Source organism: Streptomyces sp. B93 (assembly GCF_018070565.1).
GTDB lineage: Bacteria > Actinomycetota > Actinomycetes > Streptomycetales > Streptomycetaceae > Streptomyces.
Map to the genome: position 1 here is coordinate 47,157 of NZ_JAGPXL010000028.1, position 23,494 is coordinate 70,650.

At 69.7% G+C, this 23,494-nt stretch carries 26 protein-coding genes and 1 tRNA gene; 6 read left to right on the plus strand and 21 right to left on the minus strand.

The window, feature by feature from the left end:
• Positions 1-74 precede the first annotated feature (74 nt).
• On the plus strand, positions 75-1,739 hold the full coding sequence (locus KBY47_RS24140) for a fibronectin type III domain-containing protein (RefSeq protein WP_210924098.1): 1,665 nt from the start codon (positions 75-77) through the stop codon (positions 1,737-1,739).
• Between the two features lie 71 nt (positions 1,740-1,810).
• Here the strand turns inward: KBY47_RS24140 and KBY47_RS24145 are convergent, their stop codons facing one another.
• The 5 genes from KBY47_RS24145 to KBY47_RS24165 all read right to left on the minus strand — a co-directional run bounded on the left by KBY47_RS24145 (position 1,811) and on the right by KBY47_RS24165 (position 7,124).
• The gene (locus KBY47_RS24145; protein WP_210924100.1) at positions 1,811-2,263 is read right to left on the minus strand and encodes a heat shock protein transcriptional repressor HspR; all 453 of its coding nucleotides are present in this window, start codon (positions 2,261-2,263) and stop codon (positions 1,811-1,813) included.
• Between the two features lie 5 nt (positions 2,264-2,268).
• Positions 2,269-3,447, minus strand: coding sequence for a molecular chaperone DnaJ (gene dnaJ, locus KBY47_RS24150; protein ID WP_210924102.1), 1,179 nt, complete (start codon positions 3,445-3,447; stop codon positions 2,269-2,271).
• A gap of 48 nt (positions 3,448-3,495) precedes the next feature.
• Positions 3,496-4,143 (minus strand): nucleotide exchange factor GrpE, encoded by a 648-nt coding sequence (gene grpE, locus KBY47_RS24155; protein WP_210924104.1) that lies wholly within the window; start codon positions 4,141-4,143, stop codon positions 3,496-3,498.
• Positions 4,140-5,987: a molecular chaperone DnaK gene (dnaK, locus tag KBY47_RS24160; RefSeq protein WP_210924106.1), complete on the minus strand. Its 1,848-nt coding sequence runs from the start codon at positions 5,985-5,987 to the stop codon at positions 4,140-4,142. The genes grpE and dnaK overlap by 4 nt, the downstream gene beginning before the upstream one ends.
• A gap of 93 nt (positions 5,988-6,080) precedes the next feature.
• Complete coding sequence (locus KBY47_RS24165; protein WP_210924107.1) at positions 6,081-7,124, minus strand: MraY family glycosyltransferase; 1,044 nt, start codon at positions 7,122-7,124, stop codon at positions 6,081-6,083.
• A 231-nt stretch (positions 7,125-7,355) separates the two neighbouring features.
• Between KBY47_RS24165 and KBY47_RS24170 the strand changes: the two genes are divergently transcribed.
• Positions 7,356-9,623 carry a (Fe-S)-binding protein gene (locus KBY47_RS24170; protein WP_210924112.1) on the plus strand — a complete coding sequence of 756 codons (2,268 nt, stop codon included), beginning with the start codon at positions 7,356-7,358 and terminating at the stop codon, positions 9,621-9,623.
• A gap of 74 nt (positions 9,624-9,697) precedes the next feature.
• On the opposite strand, the gene KBY47_RS24175 is transcribed toward KBY47_RS24170, so the two are convergent.
• A complete protein-coding gene (locus KBY47_RS24175; RefSeq protein WP_210924118.1) occupies positions 9,698-10,045 on the minus strand; it encodes an antibiotic biosynthesis monooxygenase in 348 nt (115 codons plus the stop codon).
• Positions 10,046-10,174: 129 nt separating this feature from the next.
• On the opposite strand from KBY47_RS24175, the gene KBY47_RS24180 reads away from it, so the two are divergent.
• The 3 genes from KBY47_RS24180 (at position 10,175) to KBY47_RS24190 (ending at position 13,210) form a co-directional block, all read left to right on the plus strand.
• Positions 10,175-11,527, plus strand: coding sequence for a VCBS repeat-containing protein (locus KBY47_RS24180; RefSeq protein ID WP_210924119.1), 1,353 nt, complete (start codon positions 10,175-10,177; stop codon positions 11,525-11,527).
• A 67-nt stretch (positions 11,528-11,594) separates the two neighbouring features.
• Complete coding sequence (locus tag KBY47_RS24185; protein WP_210924120.1) at positions 11,595-12,614, plus strand: Yip1 family protein; 1,020 nt, start codon at positions 11,595-11,597, stop codon at positions 12,612-12,614.
• Positions 12,615-12,769: 155 nt separating this feature from the next.
• Positions 12,770-13,210, plus strand: coding sequence for a VOC family protein (locus KBY47_RS24190; RefSeq protein WP_210924121.1), 441 nt, complete (start codon positions 12,770-12,772; stop codon positions 13,208-13,210).
• Between the two features lie 4 nt (positions 13,211-13,214).
• Here KBY47_RS24190 and KBY47_RS24195 read toward each other — a convergent pair whose 3' ends face one another.
• Positions 13,215-13,724 carry a phosphoribosyltransferase gene (locus tag KBY47_RS24195; RefSeq protein WP_210924192.1) on the minus strand — a complete coding sequence of 170 codons (510 nt, stop codon included), beginning with the start codon at positions 13,722-13,724 and terminating at the stop codon, positions 13,215-13,217.
• Between the two features lie 27 nt (positions 13,725-13,751).
• Positions 13,752-14,327 carry a dCTP deaminase gene (gene dcd, locus KBY47_RS24200; RefSeq protein ID WP_210924124.1) on the minus strand — a complete coding sequence of 192 codons (576 nt, stop codon included), beginning with the start codon at positions 14,325-14,327 and terminating at the stop codon, positions 13,752-13,754.
• Between the two features lie 516 nt (positions 14,328-14,843).
• Between dcd and KBY47_RS24205 the strand changes: the two genes are divergently transcribed.
• Positions 14,844-14,917 (plus strand) — tRNA-Gly (locus KBY47_RS24205).
• 49 nt (positions 14,918-14,966) lie between these two features.
• On the opposite strand, the gene KBY47_RS24210 is transcribed toward KBY47_RS24205, so the two are convergent.
• The 13 genes from KBY47_RS24210 to KBY47_RS24270 form a co-directional block, all read right to left on the minus strand.
• Entirely contained in the window at positions 14,967-16,136 is a 1,170-nt protein-coding gene (locus tag KBY47_RS24210; protein WP_210924126.1) for a tyrosine-type recombinase/integrase, read from the minus strand.
• The gene (locus KBY47_RS24215; protein ID WP_210924128.1) at positions 16,136-16,351 is read right to left on the minus strand and encodes an excisionase family DNA-binding protein; all 216 of its coding nucleotides are present in this window, start codon (positions 16,349-16,351) and stop codon (positions 16,136-16,138) included. The genes KBY47_RS24210 and KBY47_RS24215 overlap by 1 nt, the downstream gene beginning before the upstream one ends.
• Positions 16,348-17,649, minus strand: a complete 1,302-nt coding sequence (locus KBY47_RS24220; protein WP_210924194.1) for a replication initiator — start codon at positions 17,647-17,649, stop codon at positions 16,348-16,350. Before KBY47_RS24220 ends, KBY47_RS24215 begins: the two co-directional genes overlap by 4 nt.
• 132 nt (positions 17,650-17,781) lie before the next feature.
• Positions 17,782-18,036: a SpdD protein gene (locus tag KBY47_RS24225; protein WP_210924131.1), complete on the minus strand. Its 255-nt coding sequence runs from the start codon at positions 18,034-18,036 to the stop codon at positions 17,782-17,784.
• A gap of 11 nt (positions 18,037-18,047) precedes the next feature.
• A complete protein-coding gene (locus KBY47_RS24230) occupies positions 18,048-18,242 on the minus strand; it encodes a hypothetical protein (protein WP_210924133.1) in 195 nt (64 codons plus the stop codon).
• Between the two features lie 9 nt (positions 18,243-18,251).
• Positions 18,252-18,443, minus strand: coding sequence for a mobile element transfer protein (locus KBY47_RS24235; protein WP_210924135.1), 192 nt, complete (start codon positions 18,441-18,443; stop codon positions 18,252-18,254).
• Positions 18,443-18,634 (minus strand): hypothetical protein, encoded by a 192-nt coding sequence (locus KBY47_RS24240; protein WP_210924137.1) that lies wholly within the window; start codon positions 18,632-18,634, stop codon positions 18,443-18,445. The genes KBY47_RS24235 and KBY47_RS24240 overlap by 1 nt, the downstream gene beginning before the upstream one ends.
• An 18-nt stretch (positions 18,635-18,652) precedes the next feature.
• Positions 18,653-19,243 (minus strand): DUF2637 domain-containing protein, encoded by a 591-nt coding sequence (locus KBY47_RS24245; RefSeq protein WP_210924139.1) that lies wholly within the window; start codon positions 19,241-19,243, stop codon positions 18,653-18,655.
• 89 nt (positions 19,244-19,332) lie between these two features.
• Complete coding sequence (locus KBY47_RS24250; protein WP_210924141.1) at positions 19,333-20,706, minus strand: FtsK/SpoIIIE domain-containing protein; 1,374 nt, start codon at positions 20,704-20,706, stop codon at positions 19,333-19,335.
• A 5-nt stretch (positions 20,707-20,711) separates the two neighbouring features.
• Positions 20,712-21,062, minus strand: a complete 351-nt coding sequence (locus KBY47_RS24255; RefSeq protein ID WP_210924143.1) for a hypothetical protein — start codon at positions 21,060-21,062, stop codon at positions 20,712-20,714.
• A 126-nt stretch (positions 21,063-21,188) separates the two neighbouring features.
• Entirely contained in the window at positions 21,189-21,917 is a 729-nt protein-coding gene (locus KBY47_RS24260; RefSeq protein WP_210924145.1) for a GntR family transcriptional regulator, read from the minus strand.
• A gap of 89 nt (positions 21,918-22,006) precedes the next feature.
• Positions 22,007-22,447 carry an ATP-binding protein gene (locus tag KBY47_RS24265; protein ID WP_247695141.1) on the minus strand — a complete coding sequence of 147 codons (441 nt, stop codon included), beginning with the start codon at positions 22,445-22,447 and terminating at the stop codon, positions 22,007-22,009.
• Between the two features lie 276 nt (positions 22,448-22,723).
• The gene (locus KBY47_RS24270; RefSeq protein WP_210924146.1) at positions 22,724-23,464 is read right to left on the minus strand and encodes a GntR family transcriptional regulator; all 741 of its coding nucleotides are present in this window, start codon (positions 23,462-23,464) and stop codon (positions 22,724-22,726) included.
• Between the last annotated feature and the right edge of the window lie 30 nt (positions 23,465-23,494).

The following is a 23,494-nucleotide window of genomic DNA, read 5'->3' on the forward strand; positions in this document are numbered from 1 at the left end:
AACCAATTCCATTTCTCAACGGTCGGGATCTCTGCGGTGGCGTCCGCCCCGCTTCTCCCCGATCAGAGGATCGAATGAACCCAGCCAGACGCACGACCGCCGGTCTGTCCACCGCGGTCGTGCTCGCCACCGCGGGCGGTCTGCTCACCGCCGTGACGACGCCCGCCTCCGCCGCGACGACGTGCACCTCGCCCGTCTTCAAGCGGCAGTTCTACGCGAACACGACGTTCTCCGGCACTCCGAAGAGAACGGACTGCGACGGCACCATCGACCAGAACTGGGGCACGGGCGCGCCCGCCACCGGCCTGCCGAAGAACTACTTCGGCGTCCGCTGGACCGTCACCCGCGACTTCGGCTCCGGCGGCCCCTTCGCCCTCGGCGCCGCCGCCCAGGACGGCATCCGCGTCTACGTCGACGGCGTCCGCAAGGTGAACCTGTGGAAGAACGTCTCCACGACGGCCCGGACGAAGGTCAACGTCAACATCCCCGCAGGCAAGCACACCCTGCGCGTCGACTTCGTCAACTGGACCGGCACGGCCAACGTCAAGTTCGCCTACGCCCCCCGCACCTCGGCCACGGTCGACACGGTCAAGCCCCTCGCCCCGACCGGCGCGGCGGTCACCTACACCCCGTCCACCAACAAGGCCAAGCTCACCTGGTCCAAGAACAAGGAGATGGACCTGGCGGGGTACCGGGTGTACCGGCGAGTGAAGGGCAGCAGTACCTGGACGAGACTGACCACGACGACGGCCACCTCGTACACCGACACCACCCTCCCGATGACCGGCCAGGTCTTCTACTACGAGGTCCGCGCCTACGACAAAGCGGGCAACACCTCGTCCGGTTCAGCCGACCAGGGCGTGACCACCGTCGACCGGACCGCGCCCGAACCGGTCACCGGACTGACCGCGCTGGGCACCACCGCGGGCAACTCGGTCAGCTGGCGGGCGCCCGCGGCCGAGGACGTCGACCACTACGAGGTGTGGAGCGCCCCCGAGGGGCAGAGCGACCCGGACGGACCCGAGGTCCGGTTCGGTACGTCCTTCACGGACTCCGTCGCGGAAGCGGGCACCCCCCACTGGTACGCGGTGCAGGCGTTGGACAGCGCCGGGAACATCTCCCCGCTGTCCGCGAAGGTGACGGTCACCCGTCCCGCCGCTACCGCCGTCGCGCCCCCCACGGACCTGCGGAGCACGGTCCGCGACGAGATGACCCTGCTCGACTGGAGCCAGGACGAAGGCTCCGGCGCCACCGGGTTCCGGGTGTACCGCCGTACCGATCCCAACGGCGCCTGGACGCTGCTGGGCAGCACTCCGACGCCGGCGTTCGGAGACCGGTCGGCCCCCACCGGCCGGGCGTACTACTACGTGGCGGCCGTCGACGACGCGGAGGCCGACTCGGTCCCCTCCGGACAGGTCGCCGTGGACCGGCTGACCCCGGCCACCGCGACCGGTCCGGCCCAGCCGCAGCTGACACTGGTCTCCTCCGGGTCCACCCGGTCCCCGATTGTCATCGGGGTCAAACCGGGTGCCGGGGACGAGGGCCGCCTGCTGAAGGGCTTCTCATGGAGCATCTCCGGCGCCTGCGGAGACGCGGGCCTGGGCCGGATGACGACGACGGACACCATCGAGTGGACGCCGCCCTACAACGGTCCCTGTGAGGTCAGCGTGATCGCCGTCGACGTCTACGGGCGCAGCGGCGAGCGGGGCTCGTGGCTGGAGTTCACCGTCGGGCGCTGAGTGCCCGCGACCGACGAAGCGGGGCCGGGGTTCACACCCCGGCCCCTGCCTCACACGCGTGCCCGCGCACGTCAGTCCGACTGCTGCTGCCTCTTCGGCCGCCACACCACCAACGCGCTGGTCTGCTGGACCTCCTGGTACGGCACCAGGTCGCGGCGGTAGGACGCGTGGACCGCGGCCTCGCGCTGGCGCATCGTGGCCGCCGCGCCGTCCAGGGCCGCCTCCAGTTCCGCCACGCGGGACTGCAACGCGGCGACCTGGTTCTCCAGTTCGATGATGCGCTTGATACCGGCGAGGTTGATGCCCTCGTCCTGGGACAGCTGCTGCACCTGACGGAGCAGCTCGATGTCCCGGGCCGAGTAGCGCCGGCCCCGCCCGGCGGTGCGGTCGGGGGAGACCAGCCCCAGGCGGTCGTACTGGCGCAGCGTCTGCGGGTGCAGTCCGGAGAGCTGGGCCGCCACCGAGATGACGTAGACCGGGGTCTCCTCGGTCAGTTCATACGGGTTGCGTCGACGGCCGTCCATCTTCGTCAAGCTCCCTTCGCCGCCTGGAACAGCTCCGCCCGCGGATCCTCACCCGCGGTCGCCTCGCGATACGCCTCCAGCGCGTCACGAGCCTTCCCCGTCACGTCCTTCGGCACACTCACCTCGACGGTGACCAGCAGGTCCCCGCGGGTGCCGTCCTTGCGGACCGCGCCCTTGCCGCGCGCCCGCATAGTGCGGCCGTTGGGCGTGCCGGGCGGCAGCTTCAGGGTGACGGCGGGACCGCCCAGGGTGGGCACCCGCACCTCCCCGCCGAGCGCCGCCTCCGCGAAGGTGACGGGGACGGTGACGGTGAGGTTGTCGCCCTTGCGGCCGAAGACGGGGTGTTCCTTGACGTGGACGACCACGTAGAGGTCGCCCGCCGGTCCGCCCCGCTCACCGGGCGCGCCCTTGCCGCGCAGCCGGATCCGCTGCCCGTCGCTGACCCCGGCGGGGATGCGTACCTGCATCGTCCGCGAGGACTTGGCACGGCCGGAGCCCTTGCAGACGTCGCAGGGGTCCTCCGCGATCAGCCCGCGCCCCTTGCAGTCCGGGCACGGGTCGGTCAGCGAGAAGCCGCCGCCCGAGCCCCGGGCGACCTGCCCGGTGCCGACGCAGGTCGGGCACACGCGCGGTGTGCCGTTCTTGTCGCCGGTGCCCGAGCAGGCCTTGCAGGGGGACTGGGAGGACATGCGCAGCGGGACCGTCGCGCCCTCGATCGCCTCGTTGAAGCTCAGCGTGACCTCGGACTCGATGTCCTGGCCCCGGCGCGGCTGGGTACGCGTGCCCGCGCCCGCGCCGCCCCGGTTGAACAGGCCTCCGAAGACGTCACCGATGCCCCCGCCGAAGCCGCCCCCGCTCTGCTGGGTGCCACCGCCCCCGAAGAGGTCGCCGAGGTCGAAGTTGAACGATCCGCCACCCGCGCCGGGGCCCGGGCGGAAGCCGCCGTTGCCGAACAGGGCGCGGGCCTCGTCGTACTCCTTGCGCTTCTTGGGGTCGCCGAGGACGTCGTTCGCCTCGGAGATCTCCTTGAACCGCTCCTCGGCCCTGGTGTTGCCCTTGTTGGCGTCCGGGTGGAACTCGCGGGCGAGCTTCCGGTACGCCTTCTTGATCTCGGCCTCGGTGGCGTCCTTGGGGACGCCGAGGACCTTGTAGTAGTCCTTCTCGATGAAGTCCTTGGTGCTCATCCCCGACGTCCCTCCTTCCGCGTCCGGTCAGCCTTCATCCGGTCGAGCTCAGCCCTCGTCCGGGCCACCGTTCTCCTTGTCGTCGCCTTCAGAGGACTCCTCGGCCTTGACGGTCTGCGCTCCGGGCTGCGGTTCGGCGACGGCCACCCGCGCGGGGCGGATGGTGCGCTCGCCGATGCGATACCCGGGCTGGAGAATCGCCACGCACGTCGTCTCGGTGACGTCGGGCGCGTAGCTGTGCATCAGGGCCTCGTGGACCGTCGGGTCGAAGGGCTCGCCCTCCTTGCCGAACTGCTGGAGGCCCATCTTCGCGGCCACGGTCTCCAGCGACTCGGCGACGGACTTGAAGCCGCCGACGAGTTCGCCGTGTTCCCGGGCGCGGCCGATGTCGTCGAGCACGGGCAGCAGCTCGGTCAGGAGGTTCGCGATGGCGATCTCCTTGACCGCGATGCGGTCCCGCTCGACCCGTCGGCGGTAGTTCTGGTACTCGGCCTGGAGCCGCTGGAGGTCCGCGGTGCGCTCGCCGAGCGCGGTGCGCACCTGATCCAGCTGGGCCAGCAGACCGGGGTCCTGGCTGGTGGCGTCCCCGGCCGGGGCCGCCCCCTCCTCGGGAGCGGCCTTCGGCTCGGCGTCGTCGGGGGCGGCGCCGGAGGGGACGTCGGGCTTTTCATCGAAGCCCGGGGTCTCCTCCGTCACGCGGCACCGTCCTTCCGCTCGTCGTCGACGATCTCGGCGTCCACCACGTCGTCATCGGCCTTGGCGCCACCGGGCGTGGCACCCTCGGGGCCACCGGCCGCCTGCGCGGCGTTCGCGTCGGCGTACATGGCCTGGCCGAGCTTCTGGGAGACGGCCGCGACCTTCTCGGTGGCGGTGCGGATCTCCGCGGAGTCCTCGCCCTTGAGCTTCTCCTTCAGCTCGGCGACGGCGTCCTCGACCTCGCTCTTGATCTCGCCGGGGACCTTGTCCTCGTTGTCCTTGAGGAACTTCTCGGTCTGGTAGACGAGCTGCTCGCCCTGGTTGCGGGCCTCGGCGGCCTCGCGGCGGGCGTGGTCCTCCTCGGCGTACTTCTCGGCCTCCTGGCGCATCCGGTCGACCTCGTCCTTCGGCAGCGAGGAGCCGCCGGTGACGGTCATCTTCTGCTCCTTGCCGGTGCCGAGGTCCTTCGCCGTGACGTGCATGATGCCGTTGGCGTCGATGTCGAAGGAGACCTCGATCTGCGGGACGCCGCGGGGCGCCGGGGGCAGACCGGTCAGCTCGAACATCCCGAGCTTCTTGTTGTACGCCGCGATCTCGCGCTCGCCCTGGTAGACCTGGATCTGCACGGAGGGCTGGTTGTCCTCGGCGGTGGTGAAGATCTCGGACCGCTTGGTCGGGATCGTCGTGTTCCGCTCGATGAGCTTGGTCATGATGCCGCCCTTGGTCTCGATGCCGAGGGACAGCGGGGTCACGTCGAGGAGCAGGACGTCCTTGACCTCACCCTTGAGGACACCGGCCTGGAGCGAGGCGCCGATGGCGACGACCTCGTCCGGGTTGACGCCCTTGTTGGCCTCCTTGCCGCCGGTCAGTTCCCTGACCAGTTCGGCGACGGCGGGCATACGGGTGGAGCCACCGACCAGGACGACGTGGTCGATCTCGTTGATGGAGACGCCGGCGTCCTTCATGACGTTGGAGAACGGCGTCTTGCAGCGCTCCAGCAGGTCCGCGGTCAGCTGCTGGAACTGGGCGCGGGTGAGCTTCTCGTCGAGGTGCAGGGGGCCCTCGGCGGAGGCGGTGATGTAGGGCAGGTTGATCGAGGTCTCGGTGGACGAGGACAGCTCGATCTTGGCCTTCTCGGCGGCCTCGCGGAGGCGCTGGAGGGCCATCTTGTCCTTGCTGAGGTCCACGCCGTGACCCGACTGGAACTGCTTGACCAGGAAGTCGACGATGCGCTGGTCCCAGTCGTCACCACCGAGGTGGTTGTCACCGTTGGTGGCCTTCACCTCGACGACGCCGTCGCCGATCTCCAGCAGCGAGACGTCGAAGGTGCCGCCACCGAGGTCGAAGACGAGGATGGTCTGGTCGTCCTTGTCGAGGCCGTAGGCCAGGGCGGCGGCGGTCGGCTCGTTCACGATCCGCAGCACGTTCAGACCGGCGATCTCGCCGGCCTCCTTGGTGGCCTGGCGCTCGGCGTCGTTGAAGTACGCCGGGACGGTGATGACCGCGTCGGTGACCTTCTCGCCCAGGTAGGCCTCGGCGTCCCGCTTCAGCTTCTGCAGCACGAAGGCGCTGATCTGCTGCGGGTTGAAGGGCTTGCCGTCCAGTTCGATCTTCCAGTCGGTGCCCATGTGGCGCTTGACCGACCGGATGGTCCTGTCGACGTTGGTGACGGCCTGGCGCTTGGCCACCTCGCCGACCAGCACCTCGCCGTTCTTGGCGAAGGCGACGACGGACGGCGTGGTCCTGGCACCCTCGGCGTTGGTGATGACGGTGGGCTCGCCGCCCTCCAGAACGCTGACGACGGAGTTAGTCGTGCCCAGGTCGATGCCGACCGCACGTGCCATGGTTGATTCCTCCAGCGACTTGAGTGGAACGGACTCAAGTGTGCACGAAGGCCCGGAATGGGTCAACAGACCTGAGCCAAGTGGGCTCAACTCTTATCCGTTCCTTACACGCAAGGGGCTCCGCACATCCCCTCTCACCTGCGCAGACGCCCGCGCCGCCGGTACCGCGCGAGCCCCCGCCCCCTTGACGCACACCAGCCCGAGTACGACCACCAGAGCGACCCCGGCCACCCACCACACGGCACTCGCGCCGACCCACCCCCCGTGCACGAGCACCCCCACCGACACGCTCGCGAACGCCCCGGCCCCCACCACCACGGTCGCACCCCGCGAGGTCAGCCCGAGCCGCCGCAGCCGGTGCCCCACGTGGTCGGGCCCGCGCCGCAGCACCGGCCGCCCGGCCAGCCGCCGCGCCAGCACCACCAGCACGGCGTCCACGCTCACCACCGCGGTCAGCGCGAACAGCACCCCCGCCGAGGACACCGCGTCGTACCCGGTGCGCACCAGCACCGCCGCCGACGCCAGCACGAACCCGGCGAACAGCGACCCGCACGCCCCGAACGCCACCCGCGCGGGATGCCAGTTCTGCATCAGGAACCCGGTCAGCGCCGCCGCCAGCACGCTCAGCAGCACCGCCACCCCGTCCAGCACCTCGACCGAGGCGCACACACCCACCCCGAAGGCGGTCACCACCCCGACGGTCCCGGCCAGCCCGTCCGCGTGGTCGAGCGCCCGGAAGGCCCCGGCCACCCCCACGATCCACCCGGCCGCCAGCACCCCGCCGGCCACCCCGGTCTCCTCGTACGGCACCACGCACAGCGCCGCCACCGCCGTACCGGCGAGGACCACCCGCCCGCGCAGCCGCCAGACGTCCGCGACCAGCCCCAGCGCCGCCACCCCCGCCGCGGCCCCGAGCAGCGTCCCCACGCCCTCTCCCAGCGGCGCCACGCCGGTCCACTCCCCGGCGCCCGCGACGAGCACCGTGGCCAGCACCACCGCCGTCCCGCCGACGACCGGCACCGGCCGCACCCGGCGCCGGTCGACCAGCCCGAGCCGCAGCCCGGGCACCCTGAGGAGCCCCGCGAGCAGGGCGGCGAGGAGCAGGGCGGCGAAGGCGGCGGCGATCCCGTAGAGCACGGCCCTAAGCTAAGCCGAATGTCACGATTTGTGATGAACGGCACGATAGGATCGGCGTGCCGCACCAGTCCAACCGACCTCCGGCCACCGGCGCCGAACACTCAGGCAAGCCTCAGCGACGCAGATCACCGACCCTCTGGCTACAGTGCGACGCAGTATGCGGGTAGTCTCGAACGGACTGCATAAGTTACCGCTTAGTAATCTCCCTCGCAGGCCCGAGGAGCCCCCGAAATGCAACTTGCCGCGATCATCGTGTCGATGGTCCTGACAGTGGTCGGCTCGGCCCTGTTCGCCCGCGTCATCGCCCAGTTCGTCACGTTCTTCAGGCTCGGCCAGCCCGTGCCCGCCGGGGCGCGGACCGACAACCCGTACCAGCGCAGTGTGACCCTGGTGAAGGAGTTCCTCGGCCATACGCGGATGAACCGGTGGGGCGTCATCGGTTTCGCGCACTGGTTCGTGGCCATCGGCTTCCTGACCCTGATCCCGATCCTGGCGCAGGCCATCGGCCAGCTCTTCGTCGCCGACTTCACCCTGCCGGTCCTCGGCGGGTGGCTGCTCTGGGAGATGTACGTCGAGTTCATCACCGTGATGACCACGGTGGGCATCGCCGTGCTCATCGCGATCCGGCTGCTGAACCTGCCCTCGCGCGCCGGCCGCAAGTCGCGGTTCGCGGGCTCGACGGCCTGGCAGGCGTACTTCGTCGAGTACGTCATCCTGACCATCGGCACCGTCATCTACGTGCTGCGCGGGCTGGAAGGCGCGATCCACCACGTCGACCACTACGAGGCCGCGTTCTTCGCCTCGTACCCGCTGGTGACGGTCTTCGACGACCTGAGCCTCTCCGCGCAGCAGAACCTGATCTACCTGTTCGCCGGGATCAAGGTCAGCGTCTCCTTCATCTGGATGATCGTCGTCTCGCTGAACGCCGACATGAGCGTGGCGTGGCACCGCTTCCTGGCCTTCCCGAACATCTGGTTCAAGCGCAACGCGATGGGCGAGAGCGCGCTGGGCGCGCTTCAGCCGATGACGTCCGGCGGCAAGGCGATCGACTTCACCGACCCGGGCGACGACGACGTCTTCGGTGTGTCGCAGGTCGAGCAGTTCTCGTGGAAGGGTCTGCTGGACTTCTCCACCTGCACCGAGTGCGGGCGCTGCCAGTCGCAGTGCCCGGCGTGGAACACCGGCAAGCCGCTCTCCCCGAAGCTGCTGATCATGTCCCTGCGCGACCACTCGCACGCCAAGGCGCCCTACCTGCTCGCCGGTGGCGGCAAGACGATGGAGGGCGAGGAGAAGGCGTCCGAGGAGCAGCTGGCGGGCGTGCCCGCCGCCGCGCTCGCGGAGGCCGAGCGACCGCTGGTCGGCACGCTCGAGGAGAACGGCGTCATCGACCCGGACGTGCTGTGGTCCTGCACCACCTGCGGCGCCTGTGTCGAGCAGTGCCCGGTGGACATCGAGCACATCGACCACATCCTCGACATGCGCCGCTACCAGGTGATGATCGAGTCCGCGTTCCCGTCCGAGGCGGGCACGATGCTCAAGAACCTGGAGAAGAAGGGCAACCCCTGGGGCCTGGCGAAGAAGCAGCGCCTGGAGTGGACCAAGGAGGTCGACTTCGACGTCCCCGTGGTCGGCAAGGACATCGAGGACCTCTCCGAGGTCGAGTACCTGTACTGGGTGGGCTGCGCGGGCGCCCTGGAGGACCGCGCGAAGAAGACCACCAAGGCGTTCGCGGAACTCCTGCACATGGCGGGCGTCAAGTTCGCGATCATGGGCGGGGACGAGAAGTGCACCGGTGACTCCGCCCGCCGCCTGGGCAACGAGCCGCTGTTCCAGGAACTCGGCATGGAGAACGTCGCCGCGCTGAACATGGCCTTCGGCGAGGACGACGACGCCCCGGAGACGAAGAAGCCGAAGTCGGCCAAGAAGATCGTCGCGACCTGCCCGCACTGCCTGAACACGATCGGCAACGAGTACCCGCAGCTCGGCGGCGACTACGAGGTCATCCACCACACCCAGCTGCTCCAGCACCTGGTCGACGAGGGCAAGCTGATCCCCGTCACCCCGGTCGAGGGCATCATCACCTACCACGACCCCTGCTACCTGGGCCGCCACAACAAGATCTACACGCCCCCGCGCGAGATCATCGCCAACGTTCCCGGTCTGCGGAACGAGGAGATGCACCGCCACAAGGAGCGCGGCTTCTGCTGTGGCGCGGGCGGCGCGCGGATGTGGATGGAAGAGCGCATCGGCAAGCGCATCAACAACGAGCGCGTGGACGAGGCCCTGGCCCTCAACCCGGACATCGTCTCCACCGCCTGCCCGTTCTGCCTGGTCATGCTCACCGACTCGGTCAACGGCAAGAAGAACGACGGCCAGGCGAAGGAGTCGATCCAGGTCGTCGACGTCGCCCAGCTGCTGCTGGAGTCGGTCAAGACCCCGGTCGACCCCGAGGACGCCGCGGACACGGAGAGCGCGCCGGAGCCCGAACCGGTGAAGTAGCGCCGTACAGCCGCCGATGCTGCCCCGGGTCCGCGACGGGCCCGGGGCAGCACGCGTTCTCAGCTCAATTCGGCTCAGGCCTGCTTCGGCGCCGCCTGCTGCACCACCTCGAAGGACCACAGGGTCGACGCCGACGCGGCGGGCTTCGGCCGCTCGGCCCCGCCCTCACCGCCGCGCTCACCCTGGCCACCGCCCTGGTGGGCGGCCTTCATCGGCCCCTCCATCCAGGCCTGGAACGACTCCTCGTCCCGCCAGCGCGTGTAGACGAGGTACTGGTCGGTGCCCTCCACGGGCCGCAGCAGCTCGAACCACTCGAACCCGTCGGAACCCTCGACGGCGTGCGCCCGCGAGGCGAACCGCTTCTCCAGCGTCTCCCGCTGCTCGGCGGGAACGGTCAGCACATTGATCTTGACTACGCTCATGCCCCCATCCTGCCCGGTACCGGAACCGCACCGGCCGGGACACCCCAAGTTGGCCAGGGCCGGGGGTGCCGCCGCCTGTCGAACGCGTGCATCATTGCCGAGGCGTTGTCGGCGGGGCTGGTGAGGTGCATGGTGCGGGGAGTGCGAGCCGGTGGGCTGGTCGTGGCAACGGCGGTCAGGCGAGCCGGTGGGCTGGTCGTGGCAACGGCGGTCGGCTGTCTGCTGCTGACCACCGGCTGCGGATCGCCCCCGGACGACACCAAGGCGGAGCCCTCCCGCCCGGTCCAGAAGGCCGCCCAGGCGCCCGCCTCCCCCCAGCTTCCCGTCCCCCGGGGCAAAGGCAGCGACATCCCCGACGACTTCAACGGGGACGGCCACCGCGACCTGATCCTCAACGACCTGGTCAAGGCGCAGAGCCACGCCGACGACGCGGGCATCGGCGTCGTCTACGGCGGCACCCGCGGCCTCACCCCCGGCGCCCGCCAGCTGCTCACCCCCGAACGCCACGCCGCCCGCACCCAGGACCAGCTGCCCGCCCTCTTCGACGCCGAGGCCGGCTGCGACCTCGACGGCGACGGCTTCACCGACCTCGTCGTCTCCACCGACCCGCCCTACGACGGCCAGGGGCGGCCCCCGGTCCCGCTCCAGCTCCTCTTCGGCTCCCCCGAGGGCCTCACCGGCAAGGCGGTCAAGCTCACCGTCCCCGACCGGGCCCGCGCCGGGAACGACTGGCCGGACCAGCCGGTGTGCGGCGATTTCGACGGCGACGGCGCCCAGGACCTGGTGCTGCACGCCTCCGAACAGCAACTCAGCTATCTGCGCGGCCCCTTCACCCGTAAGGGCGCACCCCGCACGGCCGCCGCCCCGCTCCCGGCCCCCGGCAACCTGCCCACCGGCCCGGCGACCGACGTCAACCAGGACGGCTACGACGACCTCCTCGTCCGTACGGCGGAGGACACCGGACCCGCCACCCTGGTCCTCGGCACGGCGACCGGCCCCACGGGCACCGGGATCACCCTCCCGTCCGGCACCTCGGTCGCCCTGGGCCGCTTCGGCGGGTCGGCGGCCCTGGACGCGGCGGTGGCCACGGACACCGGCGAAACGTCCCTGCGCTACGACCTCCCGACCGCGACCCCGGCCGCCCTCCCGGACACCGCCGGGACGGGCCTGACCACCGCCGACTTCGACGGCGACGGCTACGACGACCTCGTCTCCGGCTCCGACACCGGGCTGCGTGTCGTACCGGGCGCCAAGGCGGGCCCCGCGGCCTCCGCCGCGGTGACGCTCACCCCCGCGGCCCGGGGTACCTCGCGGGTCCTCACGGCGGGCGACTTCGACGGCGACGGGCGGGCCGACCTGGTGGTACGGACGTACCGCGGTGAGACGGCGGACACCATCGCCCTGTACCCGGGGACGAAGGGGAGCGTGATCGCGGGCTCCCCGGTACTGACGTTCTCCAGCGCGGAGTTCCTGCCGGGCTGAGGACCGGCTGACCGCCCCTGACGACCGGCTGACCGCCCCTGATGACGGGCTGACTGTCCCTTAGGGGATGTCACAGCTCGGCAGCAATGCCGGGCCCGGAACCCCGCCCCCGCCACACCGATCTCCGGGACCAGGTACGTTCGAAGACGTGGCTGGATTCAGGATCGGACGCGGCGGCCGGGACGACCGCGCCCCGCAAGCGCGACCGCAACACCCCCCGTACGGACAGCAGGCGCCCCAGGGGCCGTCGTACGGCTACCCACCCGCGGCGCCACAGCCGCCGTACCCGCAACACCCTGGGTACAGCGGTGGCGGCGCGGGCTACGGCGGCAACGCGGGCTACGGCGGTGGCGGTGCCGGACACGGCGAGCCGGAGTACTTCGGCGACGGCGCCCACCCGCACGGCGCCCCGCACCACCCGGGCCCCGACCCGTACGCGGCCAACAACCCGGGCCACACCCAGGCGTTCTCGATCGACGAGGACGCCTACTCCCAGGGCGCGACCTACCACGCGGGCACCATGAACCCGCCGCCGGGACCGGTCGGCCCACGCCTGCACTGGAAGGCCCTGCTGCGCGGCATCGTGCTGGAGCCCAACCAGACCTTCCTCCAGATGCGCGACTACACGATGTGGGCGCCCGCCCTGATCGTGACCTTCCTCTACGGCCTGCTGGCGGTCTTCGGCTTCGACACCGCCCGCGAGGACGCGATCAACGCCACGCTGTCGAACGCGGTGCCGATCGTCCTCACCACGGCCGTCGCGATGGTGCTCAGCGCCTTCATCCTGGGCGTGGTCACCCACACCCTGGCCCGCCAGCTCGGCGGCAACGGCGCCTGGCAGCCCACGGTCGGCCTCTCCATGCTGATCATGTCCCTCTCCGACGCGCCCCGCCTGGTCGTCGCGATGTTCCTCGGCGGAGACGCCACCTTCGTGCAGATCCTCGGCTGGGCCACCTGGGTGGCGGGCGGCGCCCTCCTCACCCTGATGGTCAGCCGCTCCCACGACCTGCCCTGGCCGAAGGCCCTGGGCGCCTCGGCGATCCAGCTGATCGCGCTGCTGTCGATAGTGAAGCTGGGCACGTTCTAGCCGCACCGACCACGACGGAGGGGCCGCCCCGGCGTCAGCCGGGGCGGCCCCTCCCTCATCCCGGAGCCGACGGATGTCGAGAACACCCCACCGCCTCCGTCCCAGAACAGGAACAGCACCACCCGACGCGACTGACCGACGAGGGAGAAACCGCCATGGCGATTCAACGGATGGACAACGTGGGCATCGTCGTCGAGGACATGGACGCCGCCATCGCGTACTTCACGGAACTCGGCATGGAACTGGAGGGCAGGACGGAGGTCCGGGGCCCGATCGCCGACAAGTGCACCGGCCTGAAGGACGTCCACTGCGACATCGCGATGCTCCGCACCCCGGACGGCCACAGCCGACTGGAGCTGTCGAAGTACCGCACCCCCGTGGCGATCAGCGAAGACACCCCCAACCGGCCGCACAACATCCTGGGCACGCACCGCGTGATGTTCGCCGTCGACGACCTGGAGGACACGGTCGCCCGCCTGCGCCCGCACGGTGCCGAAGTCCTCGGCGAGATCGCCCGCTACGAGGACAGCTACCTGCTCTGCTACGTCCGCGGCCCGGAGGGCATCATCGTAGGCCTGGCGGAGAGCCTGAACTGACGCCTCAGACCGCTTCCCGGTTCCCCTTGGCCACGGCACCCGACCGGTGAACCGGCGGCAGCACACTCCACGGGAAGTTGATCCACTGATCCGTCCGCTTCCACACGTACTCGCACTTCACGAGGGAGTGGGACTTCTCATAGATCACGGCGCTGCGCACCTCAGCGACGGCGTCGAGACAGAAGTCACGGACGAGCTTCAGGGTCTTCCCGGTGTCGGCGACGTCATCGGCGATGAGCACCTTCTTCTCCGAGAAGTCGACGACGTTGGGAACGGGAGCGAGCATGACGGGCATCTCGAGGGTGGTCCCGACCCCGGTGTAGAACTCCACATTCACGAGATGGATGTTTTTGCAATCCAGCGCATAGGCGAGCCCCCCGGCAACGAACACCCCGCCCCGCGCGATGCTGAGCACGATGTCGGGCTCATACCCGTCATCGACAATGGCTTGAGCCAGCTCACGAACAGCACCCCCGAACTGCTCATAACTCAAACTCTCGCGACCGCTACTCACACCACTCACGACTCACACACTCACGACTCACACCTGAGTCCGATGAAAGTTGATGAAGGACCGGGAGGCGGTAGGCCCACGCTGCCCCTGGTACCGCGACCCGTACCGCTCGCTCCCGTACGGCGACTCCGCGGGCGAGCTGAGCCGGAACATGCACAACTGCCCGATCTTCATCCCGGGCCAGAGCTTGATCGGGAGGGTAGCGAGATTCGACAACTCAAGCGTCACATGCCCGGAGAACCCCGGATCGATGAACCCGGCGGTGGAATGCGTGACGAGCCCCAGCCGCCCCAGCGAACTCTTCCCCTCCAGCCGCGAGGCCAGATCATCGGGAAGCGTGATCACTTCATAGGTGGAGGCGAGAACGAACTCCCCCGGATGCAGAATGAACGGCTCATCGCCCTCCGGCTCCACGAGCCGCGTCAGATCCGCCTGCTCCACGGAGGGATCGATGTGCGGGTACCGGTGATTCTCGAACACCCGGAAATACCGGTCCAGCCGCACGTCGATGCTCGACGGCTGCACCATGGTCGCGTCATAGGGCTCGATACGCACCCGCCCGGCGTCGATCTCGGCCCGGATGTCCTTGTCAGAGAGAAGCACGCCCCGAGGATACGCAAGAGGCGCGGAACCCCCACAACCAGAGGGCCCCGCGCCAAGGTGTGCTGTCCGCCTGCCGCTCCCGCCTACCGCTTCTCGAAACTCACCGGCACGACACTGCGGAGCCGCGCACAGCGCGGACACCGCATAAGCCGACCAGGTCCGAGTCGCTCGGCCTGCTGCATCGGGAACGAAGCGGTGCTGAACACGTGCCCATCGGCACAACGGACGACGGTGCGCTCCATCAAGTCCAAGAGTCCCTTCCCCAAGAGCCGCGTCTGGCTGCCACTGCCGTGACGACGAACCCACACATTACGGGACGAAAGGAACGACCCTCCAGGCGGCACTCCGATCCCGCCACCACCCTCCCCCACACCCCCACCGTACGCCCCAACTCCCGGCCCCCGCAGCCCCGTCCCGCCCCCTGAAACGCGCTCAGACCCCACGGCTTGAGCACCGGGGGCCTGGCATGAGGTACAGTGGGCGAGCATTCAGACACCGACCAGCTCGGCGTCTTACGCGGGTGTAGTTTAATGGTAGAACATCAGCTTCCCAAGCTGAGAGCGCGAGTTCGATTCTCGTCACCCGCTCCACGACTAAGGCCCAGGTCATCGACCCGGGCCTTTTTGCTGTCTGCGCTGATCAGCGGTCGCGTGCCAGATCCGTGCCAGAAGGCCGGTCGGGCCCCTTCTTCTTTGCCGCAGCCCGAGCTTTCCGAACGGTCGCGTCCAGCCCGGCAGCGACCTCTTCCTGACGCTCGTCGTCGGAGTGCTGATAGATCAGTGCCGCCTTCTCCGAGGACTGCCCGGCCCGGACCATGGTGTCCTTGAGCGTGGCACCGGAGCGCGTGGAGAGCGTGTGCCCGGTGTGCCGTAAATCGTAGAACCGGAAGCCCTCGGGCATCCCGACGACCTCCCGCTCCCGCCGCCACTTCCGCCCGAAGGTGCTGCGCCGGAACGGAGCACCCTTCTCCCCGACGAAGAGCAGCCCGTCCGGGCCCGGCTCGGCGTAGCTCTCCAGATGCCAGCGCAGCTCCCGGCGGAGGAACGCGGGAAGAATCACAGTCCGGGTGCCAGCCTCCGACTTGGTGTCGCCCTGGACACGCCGCCCGTTCATCCGCTCGGGCTCGGCGAGACGCACGCGGACTCGAAGGTTGTCGAGGTCGACGTCCCGACGGCGGAGGCCCGCCAGTTCCTCCGGACGCATCGGACCGTACGCGCCAAGGTAGACCATGAGCCGCCACCGCATTCCCACCGCTTCGGCGAGGGCATCGACCTGGGCGACAGTCGCGATGCGCCGCTCAGCCGCCTTCTCCTTCCCCGCGCCCTTGATCCGGCATGGGTTGCGGGTGATCAGCTCGTCATCCACGGCCGTTTCCATGATGGCTTTGAGGAGCCGGTACGCCTTTGCCGTCATCGTCTTGGCGTTCGTGGTCCGCAGCCAATCGGCCCGCCACTCCCGGACGCGCGGAGCGGTGATCTCGTCCAAGTCCACATCAGCGAAGGCGAACAAGTGCTTGTCGAGTAGGTAGCGGTAGAGGTCGCGCGTGAGCGGCGCAAGTTCCCGCTCGTCCACCCACTTGTCGGCGTAGGCCCGGAAGCTCACCGCGCCTGCGTCGGGGTCGCGCCACTCTCCCCGCCGGATCTCGGTCTGTTTCTCGGCAAGCCAGTCGTCGGCATCCGCCGTCGTCTCGAAGGTGACGGGAGCCGGACGCATCACGCCGTCAGGGCCCGGATAGCGCGCCTGGTACCGGCCGGACGGAAGTCGCCTGATCGCGCCAAAACGGCGGCGCCTGCCCTTGCTGTTGGCCATCAGGCAGCAGCCCTCCCGAAGCGAGACCGAGGCCGCCGCAGCGGCTCCACGGTGCGGGAGGCGAGGTAGTCGCGAAGTGCGCTCTCGGGGATACGGACGTGTCGGCCGACCTTCACGTACCGAATGCGCCGCTCCTCGATGAGCCTCCGGGGGAAGCGGGCGGTCGTGCCCAGCAGCTCGGCGACCTGGTCGACGGACAGGTACCGGTCGTTCATGTGGTCGGCTCTCCTTCCGTTCCGGGAGCAGGTTCGAGGGACGCGGCCAGCCAGGTTTCGCCCGCGCTGAGGCCCGTTCCGGCGAAGACCCAGTGCGCGAGGACGAGCGTGGTTTCGCCGTCCTGGGGTGCGGGCGGTGCTGCCTGCGCGCGGCGCCACTCGGCGCGGGCGTCGCGAAGTGCGCCGAGGGTGGTGGAGTAGCGGCGGGACTTGGTGGAGAAGTGGCCGCGGAAGCCGAGCATGTGGGCCCAGGCCCGCAGGCGGAGGTCTGCCAGCTCGGGGCGCGCGCCGAGGGTCCAGGCGGTTCGGATCATGCGGCGGGCGTGGTCGGTGAGCTGGGCCCCGGCCAGCTCGGCGAGGAAGCGGATCGGCCGGTCGAGGGTGCCGGTCGCGGTCTCGGCTCCCTTGGTGGCGTACTTGGCGATGTACGCCGCTACGGCCCGCTCGGTCAGGTCCTGGCCACCGTCGAAGTCGGCGGAGCGGATCGGGCGCACGTCGAGCTGACGGCCGAAGGTGAAGAAGTGCGTCCGGCCGTCGACGGTCGGGCCGTGGACGCGGGTGGCGGTGGCAGCGGCGTGGATGGCGTCGCTCAGCAGCTCGGCCGTGGCCCAGGCCGGGGGCGAGGTGTCGCCTCCTTCGGGGCCGTCGAGGCGGATGACCGCGTGGAAGTGGACGGCCCCGCGCTTCTGGTACTCGGCGACCTTGGCGAAGGAGATGCGGGCGTGGTCGCGGAAGGCCCGTTGCGTGAGGCCCGCGCGCTTGGCGACCTCACGGCGCAGGTAGATGGAGAACCGGCGCCACAGGGCCCCGCCGTCCGCGTTCCAGAGCACGGCCGCTTCGTAGTCGTACGTGTCCGGATCGAGGGGCGTGCCGAGGACCGGATCTGTGTCGTCATGCCGAACACCGCAGCGGCAGGGCCGCCCGCTGGAGGGGCGGTTGTGGACCGGGCCGAAGCTCGGCGCGGTGAAGGTGGCGAAGACGCGCGGATGCGCACCGACCCGTTCAGGGGTGCCCTTGCCGCCACGGAGCCCGGCGGTGATCAGGTGGAAGGTGTCGCGGCGGTAGACCTCCGCGCAGGCCGCGCAGCGGGTGGCACGGCGGTTGTTGCAGCGGACGAGGAGGTTCCCGGCGGGGAGGGCGTTCGAGTCCAGGTGGTGCAAGACGCGCCCGACCTCACCGGTCGTCGTGTCGACGGCGTACTCGGTGCGGTGGCCGTCGAGGCGTACCGGGCGGGTGCAGCCGCCCAGGCCGGACAGTTGGCGGGCCAGCTCGGGAAGGGTGCCGAGGGAGGCCAGCATGGAGAGTTCCGCCAACGGGGGCGGAGTCTGCCGGGTGATGATGGGACTTCCTTTCGGCTGTTTCGGTGGTCGGGAGGGACGGCCCCGGGGCGGCGGGATGCTTGGCGGCGTTGTTGCCGCCCCGGCGGCCGGTCAGCGCTTGTGCGCGCTGTTGACGAGGGACCGCAGGACCACGGCGGCGATGGCCACGGACACGGCCGAGACGGCGACCGCCGCCAGGAGGGCGGTCAGGACGACGCCGACGACGACCAGGGCGGCGACCGCACCGATCCCGGCCCCCACGTACGGGGCAGCCGAACGGTCGGCGGACGCGGCGGGGGCGTGGACCCGCTGTGTGGTCGGGGCCATCGGCACCTGGGGTGCGTCGGGCAGCTTGGGACGGAACATGACGGGACTCCTCACTCGTTCGTGCCGTTGATGACGTCGACCCCGGACCGGGTGCCGGACTCGACAGCCGGGGCCAGGAAGGTGTGGGAGAGCCAGAAGCCGAACAGGGCGATGACGACGGCGACCCAGAGACGGACGCCGAGGAACTTGATCGCAGCCCAGGCGATGACGCCCAGGACGAAGACCAGCGGCAGAGAGACGGTCATGGGATCTCCTCAGCGGACGGCGCAGCGGTGGGTACGGGCGGCCAGTTCGGCGGCGGCACGGCTGTCGTAGTCGGTCGAGAAGCCGCAGCGCGGGGCCGTGCAGGCAGCGGCGTGCTTCTCGCGGCCACGGCCGTCGTAGTAGGTGGCGACCTGCACGGGGCCGATCCGGACGACGCGCCGGAAGCGACGGTTGGCGGGCATCAGTGCATCTCCTTATCGGTTTCGCCGGTGAAGTCGGTGACGTGCTCGGCCAGCCAGCGCAAGATCTCGTCACCCTCGTAGCTGTCGGCGGCGAGGATCACCGGTTCGGCGATGAGCACGGCTTCGGTGAGGCGGTTCTGTCGGGTCAGCTCGGCTGCGCGCTTCAGCGCGCGGAGCGTGGACGGTCGCACGGTGGAGAGTCCTCCGGGTCAGGTGAGTTGAGCTGCGATGGCTTCGGCGAGCGGCAGCGGGACGCCGAGGCGGTTGCGAAGGGTCGCGGTGTCGATCGGGGTGCCGGTCCGGGAGCGGTGGTCGTCCGCGACCTTGCGCGCGAGGGCGACGAGGGCGGGCGGAACGGGAGCCGCCGCGGGCGGAGCCGAGGGGGGCGACGGTTCTTCAGTTGCGGTCAATGACGCAGGCACGGCCGGTTGCTCCCGAACCCCGCCATGAGCGAGGAGAGTCCCGCCGAGGAAGGCGATGGCGGGCCACCCGGCGACGACGATCCGCAGCCAGGCCGGTACGTCGTTCAGGTCGAGCAGCCCAGCGGTGGCGATGTTGGCGCCGAGCGAGGCGGTCAGGGCGACGATGAACCAGCACCACCCGGCCGCTTTCGCCCCGCCGGAGCGGAGTCGTCGCCACGCAGCCACCATCAGCAGGTCGACGGAGACCGGATAGGCCCACGCCTTCCATCCGTGCTGTCCGGCAGCGGAAGCCAGGTCATGCAGGTGAGCGAAGGACAGCGCGGCGGCGATCAGCGCTTGGACGAGCACGGCGTCAACGCGGACGGGCAGGGCACGCACGGCGCCACTCCTTCCGGATTCGGGCATGGAGGGGGTAAGGACTTGGCGCGGGACGGCCGCGCCGACCGTGGGAGCGGGAGCGGGTACGGCTACTCAGTGACCGGGCGCGGAGTGGCTACCGTTGCGGAGCCCTTCACGGGCACTGGCGGGACGTACGGCCGGAAGGGCGTTAGCGCCGGTACGTCGGGCGCGAGGTGGGCCGTCTCACGGCAGGTGGCCGCAGCGTCGGCGAGGGAGAGATGCGGGGTACGGATGCGGGACCAGCCGCCGGAGGTGTCCCCGACGACGGCAAGACCGGGCAGCTCGGCGGCGATGGCACAGGCGGCGGTGACCGCCTCGGGTGCGATGTCGCCGAGCGCCATCTTCGCGGAGGCTTCGTCGTTGACGCGGTGGCACACCCGGCCCGTGAGCTGAGCGCGGAGCATGGTCGCGCCCTTGCCCAGCTCGGCGCCGAACCGCTGGCCGCAGACCTCCAGGTAGATCCCGGCGGCCCGGCCGAGCTGAGCGAGACGGATGAGCTGGGTCACCATCTCGTCCCGCCGTTCCTCCTCCTTCCGTGTGGCGACGAGGAACAGTTCCGCCACCTCGTCGATGAACAGCACGATGGGATAAGGGCGTTCGGACTCCGGCAGCCCCCAGATATCGGAGGTGATCTGCTCGTCCGGGGTGCCGGGGGCGAGGCCCTGCCGAGCCTTGATCAGGTCGTACCGGTCCTCCATTTCCTTCACGAGCACGGGCAGCAGCTCGGCCGCCTGATCGGCATCGGTCGCCAGCGCCGACAGCCGAGGGGCGAACGGTGCCAGCTCGACACCGCGCTTGCAGTCGATGCCGACCAGGACCACCGGTTGGGCGGCGAGCCCGGTGAGCAGATTGCGCAGGTACATGGACTTGCCGGACAGCGTGGCGCCGAGGACGAGTTCGTGGGGTACGGCCTGGTAGTCGCGGACGAACGCGGTCGCGTCCTCCCGTAGCGCCACCGGCACCCGAAGCGGCCCACCTGCAGCCCGGCGAGGCATCCGCACCTTGCGCAACACGTCGAAGCCGACGAGCCGCAGTTCCACGACTCCGGGCTTGACGTCCCGCACGTACACGGCGTGGACGCCCCAGGCGTGCCGCAGCCGTTCGGTTGCGGCCGCGACGTCCGCAGGTTCCTGGCCGGGGGCGAGCCGCAGCCGTAACCGCAGTCCGGTGGTGGTGGGCCGAATCAGGCCCCGGCGAGGGGGTACGGACCGAACCTCTCGCCGTGTGGCCGCCTTGACTGCCAGCGCCCGCCAGCGCGACGGCTCGACCGTGAGGCCACACGCTTCCATGGTCGAGGAGTACGAGGCCAGCAGCCGGACCACGGACACGGGCAGTCCGACTGTCGACCAGTACGCCGCTGGGTGGGCGTGCCGGGCGTAGGCCGCACCGCTTATCGCAGCGAGCGACCCACCCACCTCGGCCCATATCACCAGGTCGGTCATGACAGTCAGCCCGCCTGAGCCATCGGGAAGGCGCCAGGCATCACGGCCGTAGCGCGGTAGGCGATGCCGTGCCGCTGCTGGCCGTTGAACACGCTCTCCCACGGCCGAGCCACAAGGCCCGGCAGCGAGACGGGAGCACCGACGGTCAGCCCGTCCGTGACACCGCTCTCGGGGATGGTGACCTGGATCAGCGACGACTCACCCTCGTCGATGTAGACGACGCCGACCGTCATCAGGGCCTCACCGCTCACGGCGTCCTTGGCGATCTCACCGGTCTGCCGGTCGCGCACCTTGGGCGCCGGGGCCTCGGTGAGCAGGATCGTCGCGGCCGAGGCGTCGATGCGGATCACACGCACAGGTAACTCTCCTTCTTGGACAGGTGATCAACTCGCCATCTGACAGGTTGACTTAGCAAGTTCGAAGCTAGAGATGCCAGGTTGACTTGTCAAGTGAGCTGTCGGCGAACTGGTCCCGACCGCAGGTCAGTTCAAGCGATAGGTGTCTTCAAGTTCCTGCCGGTCCCCTGGAAGGACCACGTCAGCGACTTGCAGTGCCTGCCCGGACGCGTCGAGCGCGACGACCAGCACACTCAGCACCGGCACGGCGTCCGGCAGCTCCAGGAGAACGGCTTCATCGCTACTGGGCAGACGAGCGGAGACCCGTTCCGTCACGTGATCGAAGCGCACCTTCCTGCGCGCCTCCAGATGCTCACGCGCACTGCCGCTCAGGACTTCAGAGGCGCCAAGGTCGGTGCCCTCAGCCAGATCGGCGGGGAAGTACGACGAGACCAGCTCAGCAGGTTCGCCGTCGGCCTCGACGAGAAAACGCCGCATGAGGACATGAGCCTTTTTAGGCAACCCCAGCATCGAAGCTACGCGAGCCGGAACCAGCACACGGCCGACCTCGACCAGACGCCCGGAAGCCTGCGACTCGTCGCGCTCCAGCGCCTCACGACCCCGACGATCCTTCTGCTCGACGACTTCAGGACGACCCCGGACGATGGTCCCGTAGCCCTGCCTCGACTCCAGCCACCCATCCCGCTTCAGCAGATCGAGCGCCCGCACGACAGTTGGGCGGGACATGCCGAAGGCTTGCACCAGTTGGTTCTCACTGGGGACCCGGGTGCCCGGCGGGTACGTACCGTCCTCGATGCGACGCTGGATCGTCTGCGCGAGGCGCACGTACTTCGGTGCCTCCACTTCATACGCCATGAACGCCGCCCGTCGAGATTGGCCAAGTCAACTGGTCAACCAGAGTAGCGGCCACTCCCCCGCCGCTGTAGAAGCGGAGCGTATTGCCCTCAAGACGGCCAGGCATCGGCCATCTCGAAGGAGACCAAGGTGCCGCCGAAGCGACTGGGGCCCGCGTACCAGGACTCGGCGAGGGCGTCCACCAGGAGCAGCCCGCGCCCGTGGGCGTCATTGGCATCCGGGCGTCGCATCCGCACGCTCGCCGGGAAGCCGGGATTGTGCACGTCTACCCGCAGTGAAGCCCCCCTACGGAACCACTCCACACGTACAACCCACGTCTCGTCGGCCCGCCCATAGACGATGGCATTGGTGACCAACTCCGAGATCATCAAGACACAGTCATCGACCGAGCAGGCCGGGTCGTACGGCGCGATGAACTTCCGAAACCACCGCCGAGCCAGCGGCACCGATTCCGGCAGAGGGTGCAAGGTCATCGCTCCGAGGGGTGCCGAGTCACTGGGCCCGTTGCGGGCCGCGGGGATGTTGCCCATCCGTGCTCACTCCTTGCCGCTGCCGTCACAGTCCAGGCAGCGCCGCTTCGATGTGGCACGGGCACGATCGTTGGCCGTGGACAGCGCCAGAGCCGTACGGGAGCCGACGCGCTTCCAACCGCGTCCCCGGCATCCCCGGCAAGTGAACTGCGCGCCCGCATCCGGCCGCTGACTCATCACGCCGTGCCCCCTTCCAGTAAGTGGCCTTAGCCACTTACTGGATAGTGGCATTGGCCACTTGCACGACGCAAGCCGTACGCCAGAAATGACGAGCCATCAGGTCAGCGGGTAACCCTGCTCGAAGGCCCACCGATGGGGCGGGTAAGTCGCCTCAGCGAACTCCAAAGGCCGGTCCTGAAGGTCGTAGACGACGTGGTGGACGACCAGGACCGCCGAGCCGGGTTCAAGCCGAAGGTCGGCTGCCTCCTCCTCGGTGGCCTGCCGGGCGCACATCCGATCCTCGGCGTAACTGCCCTGCCGCCCGGTCATCTTCTCCACGTACATCAGCGTGCCCTCTTGGATGCGCTCAGGGTCGGTGAGCTTCGGCGCCCGCTGCCCGACGTCCGGGGCGAACCAAGAGGTGGAGAGAGTGATGGGCCCGTCCTGGTTGTTGGTCACCCGTCGCCGATGCACCGCTTGCCGGTCCTTGGCCAGCCCCAACGCCTCAGCGACATAGTCCGGAGCCTCCAGCCACCCAGCCGAGGTGATGACCGCGTACTCACCGGGCGTGTAGATCTTCCCCGTCTGCCGAGCGCGGCCGTACAACTCGCGTGCCCGCCTGTTGACTTCTAGGCTCCGCACATACGTGCCCGACCCCTGACGCTTCTCGACCAGGCCCTGGTGACTCAGCGCCTCAAGCGACCGTGCCGCCGTGGGCCGGGATACCTTCCAGGTCGCGGCGAGCTGCCGTTCCGACGGCACCTCGTCGCCCGGCCGCAGGTCGCCCCGAAGGATCTGATCGCGGATGTAGTGCGCGATCTGGAGATACTTCGGCTGAGCCTCCTCAATCTGGGGCATCCGCCCTCCTTGTCCAAGTGGCTATGGCCT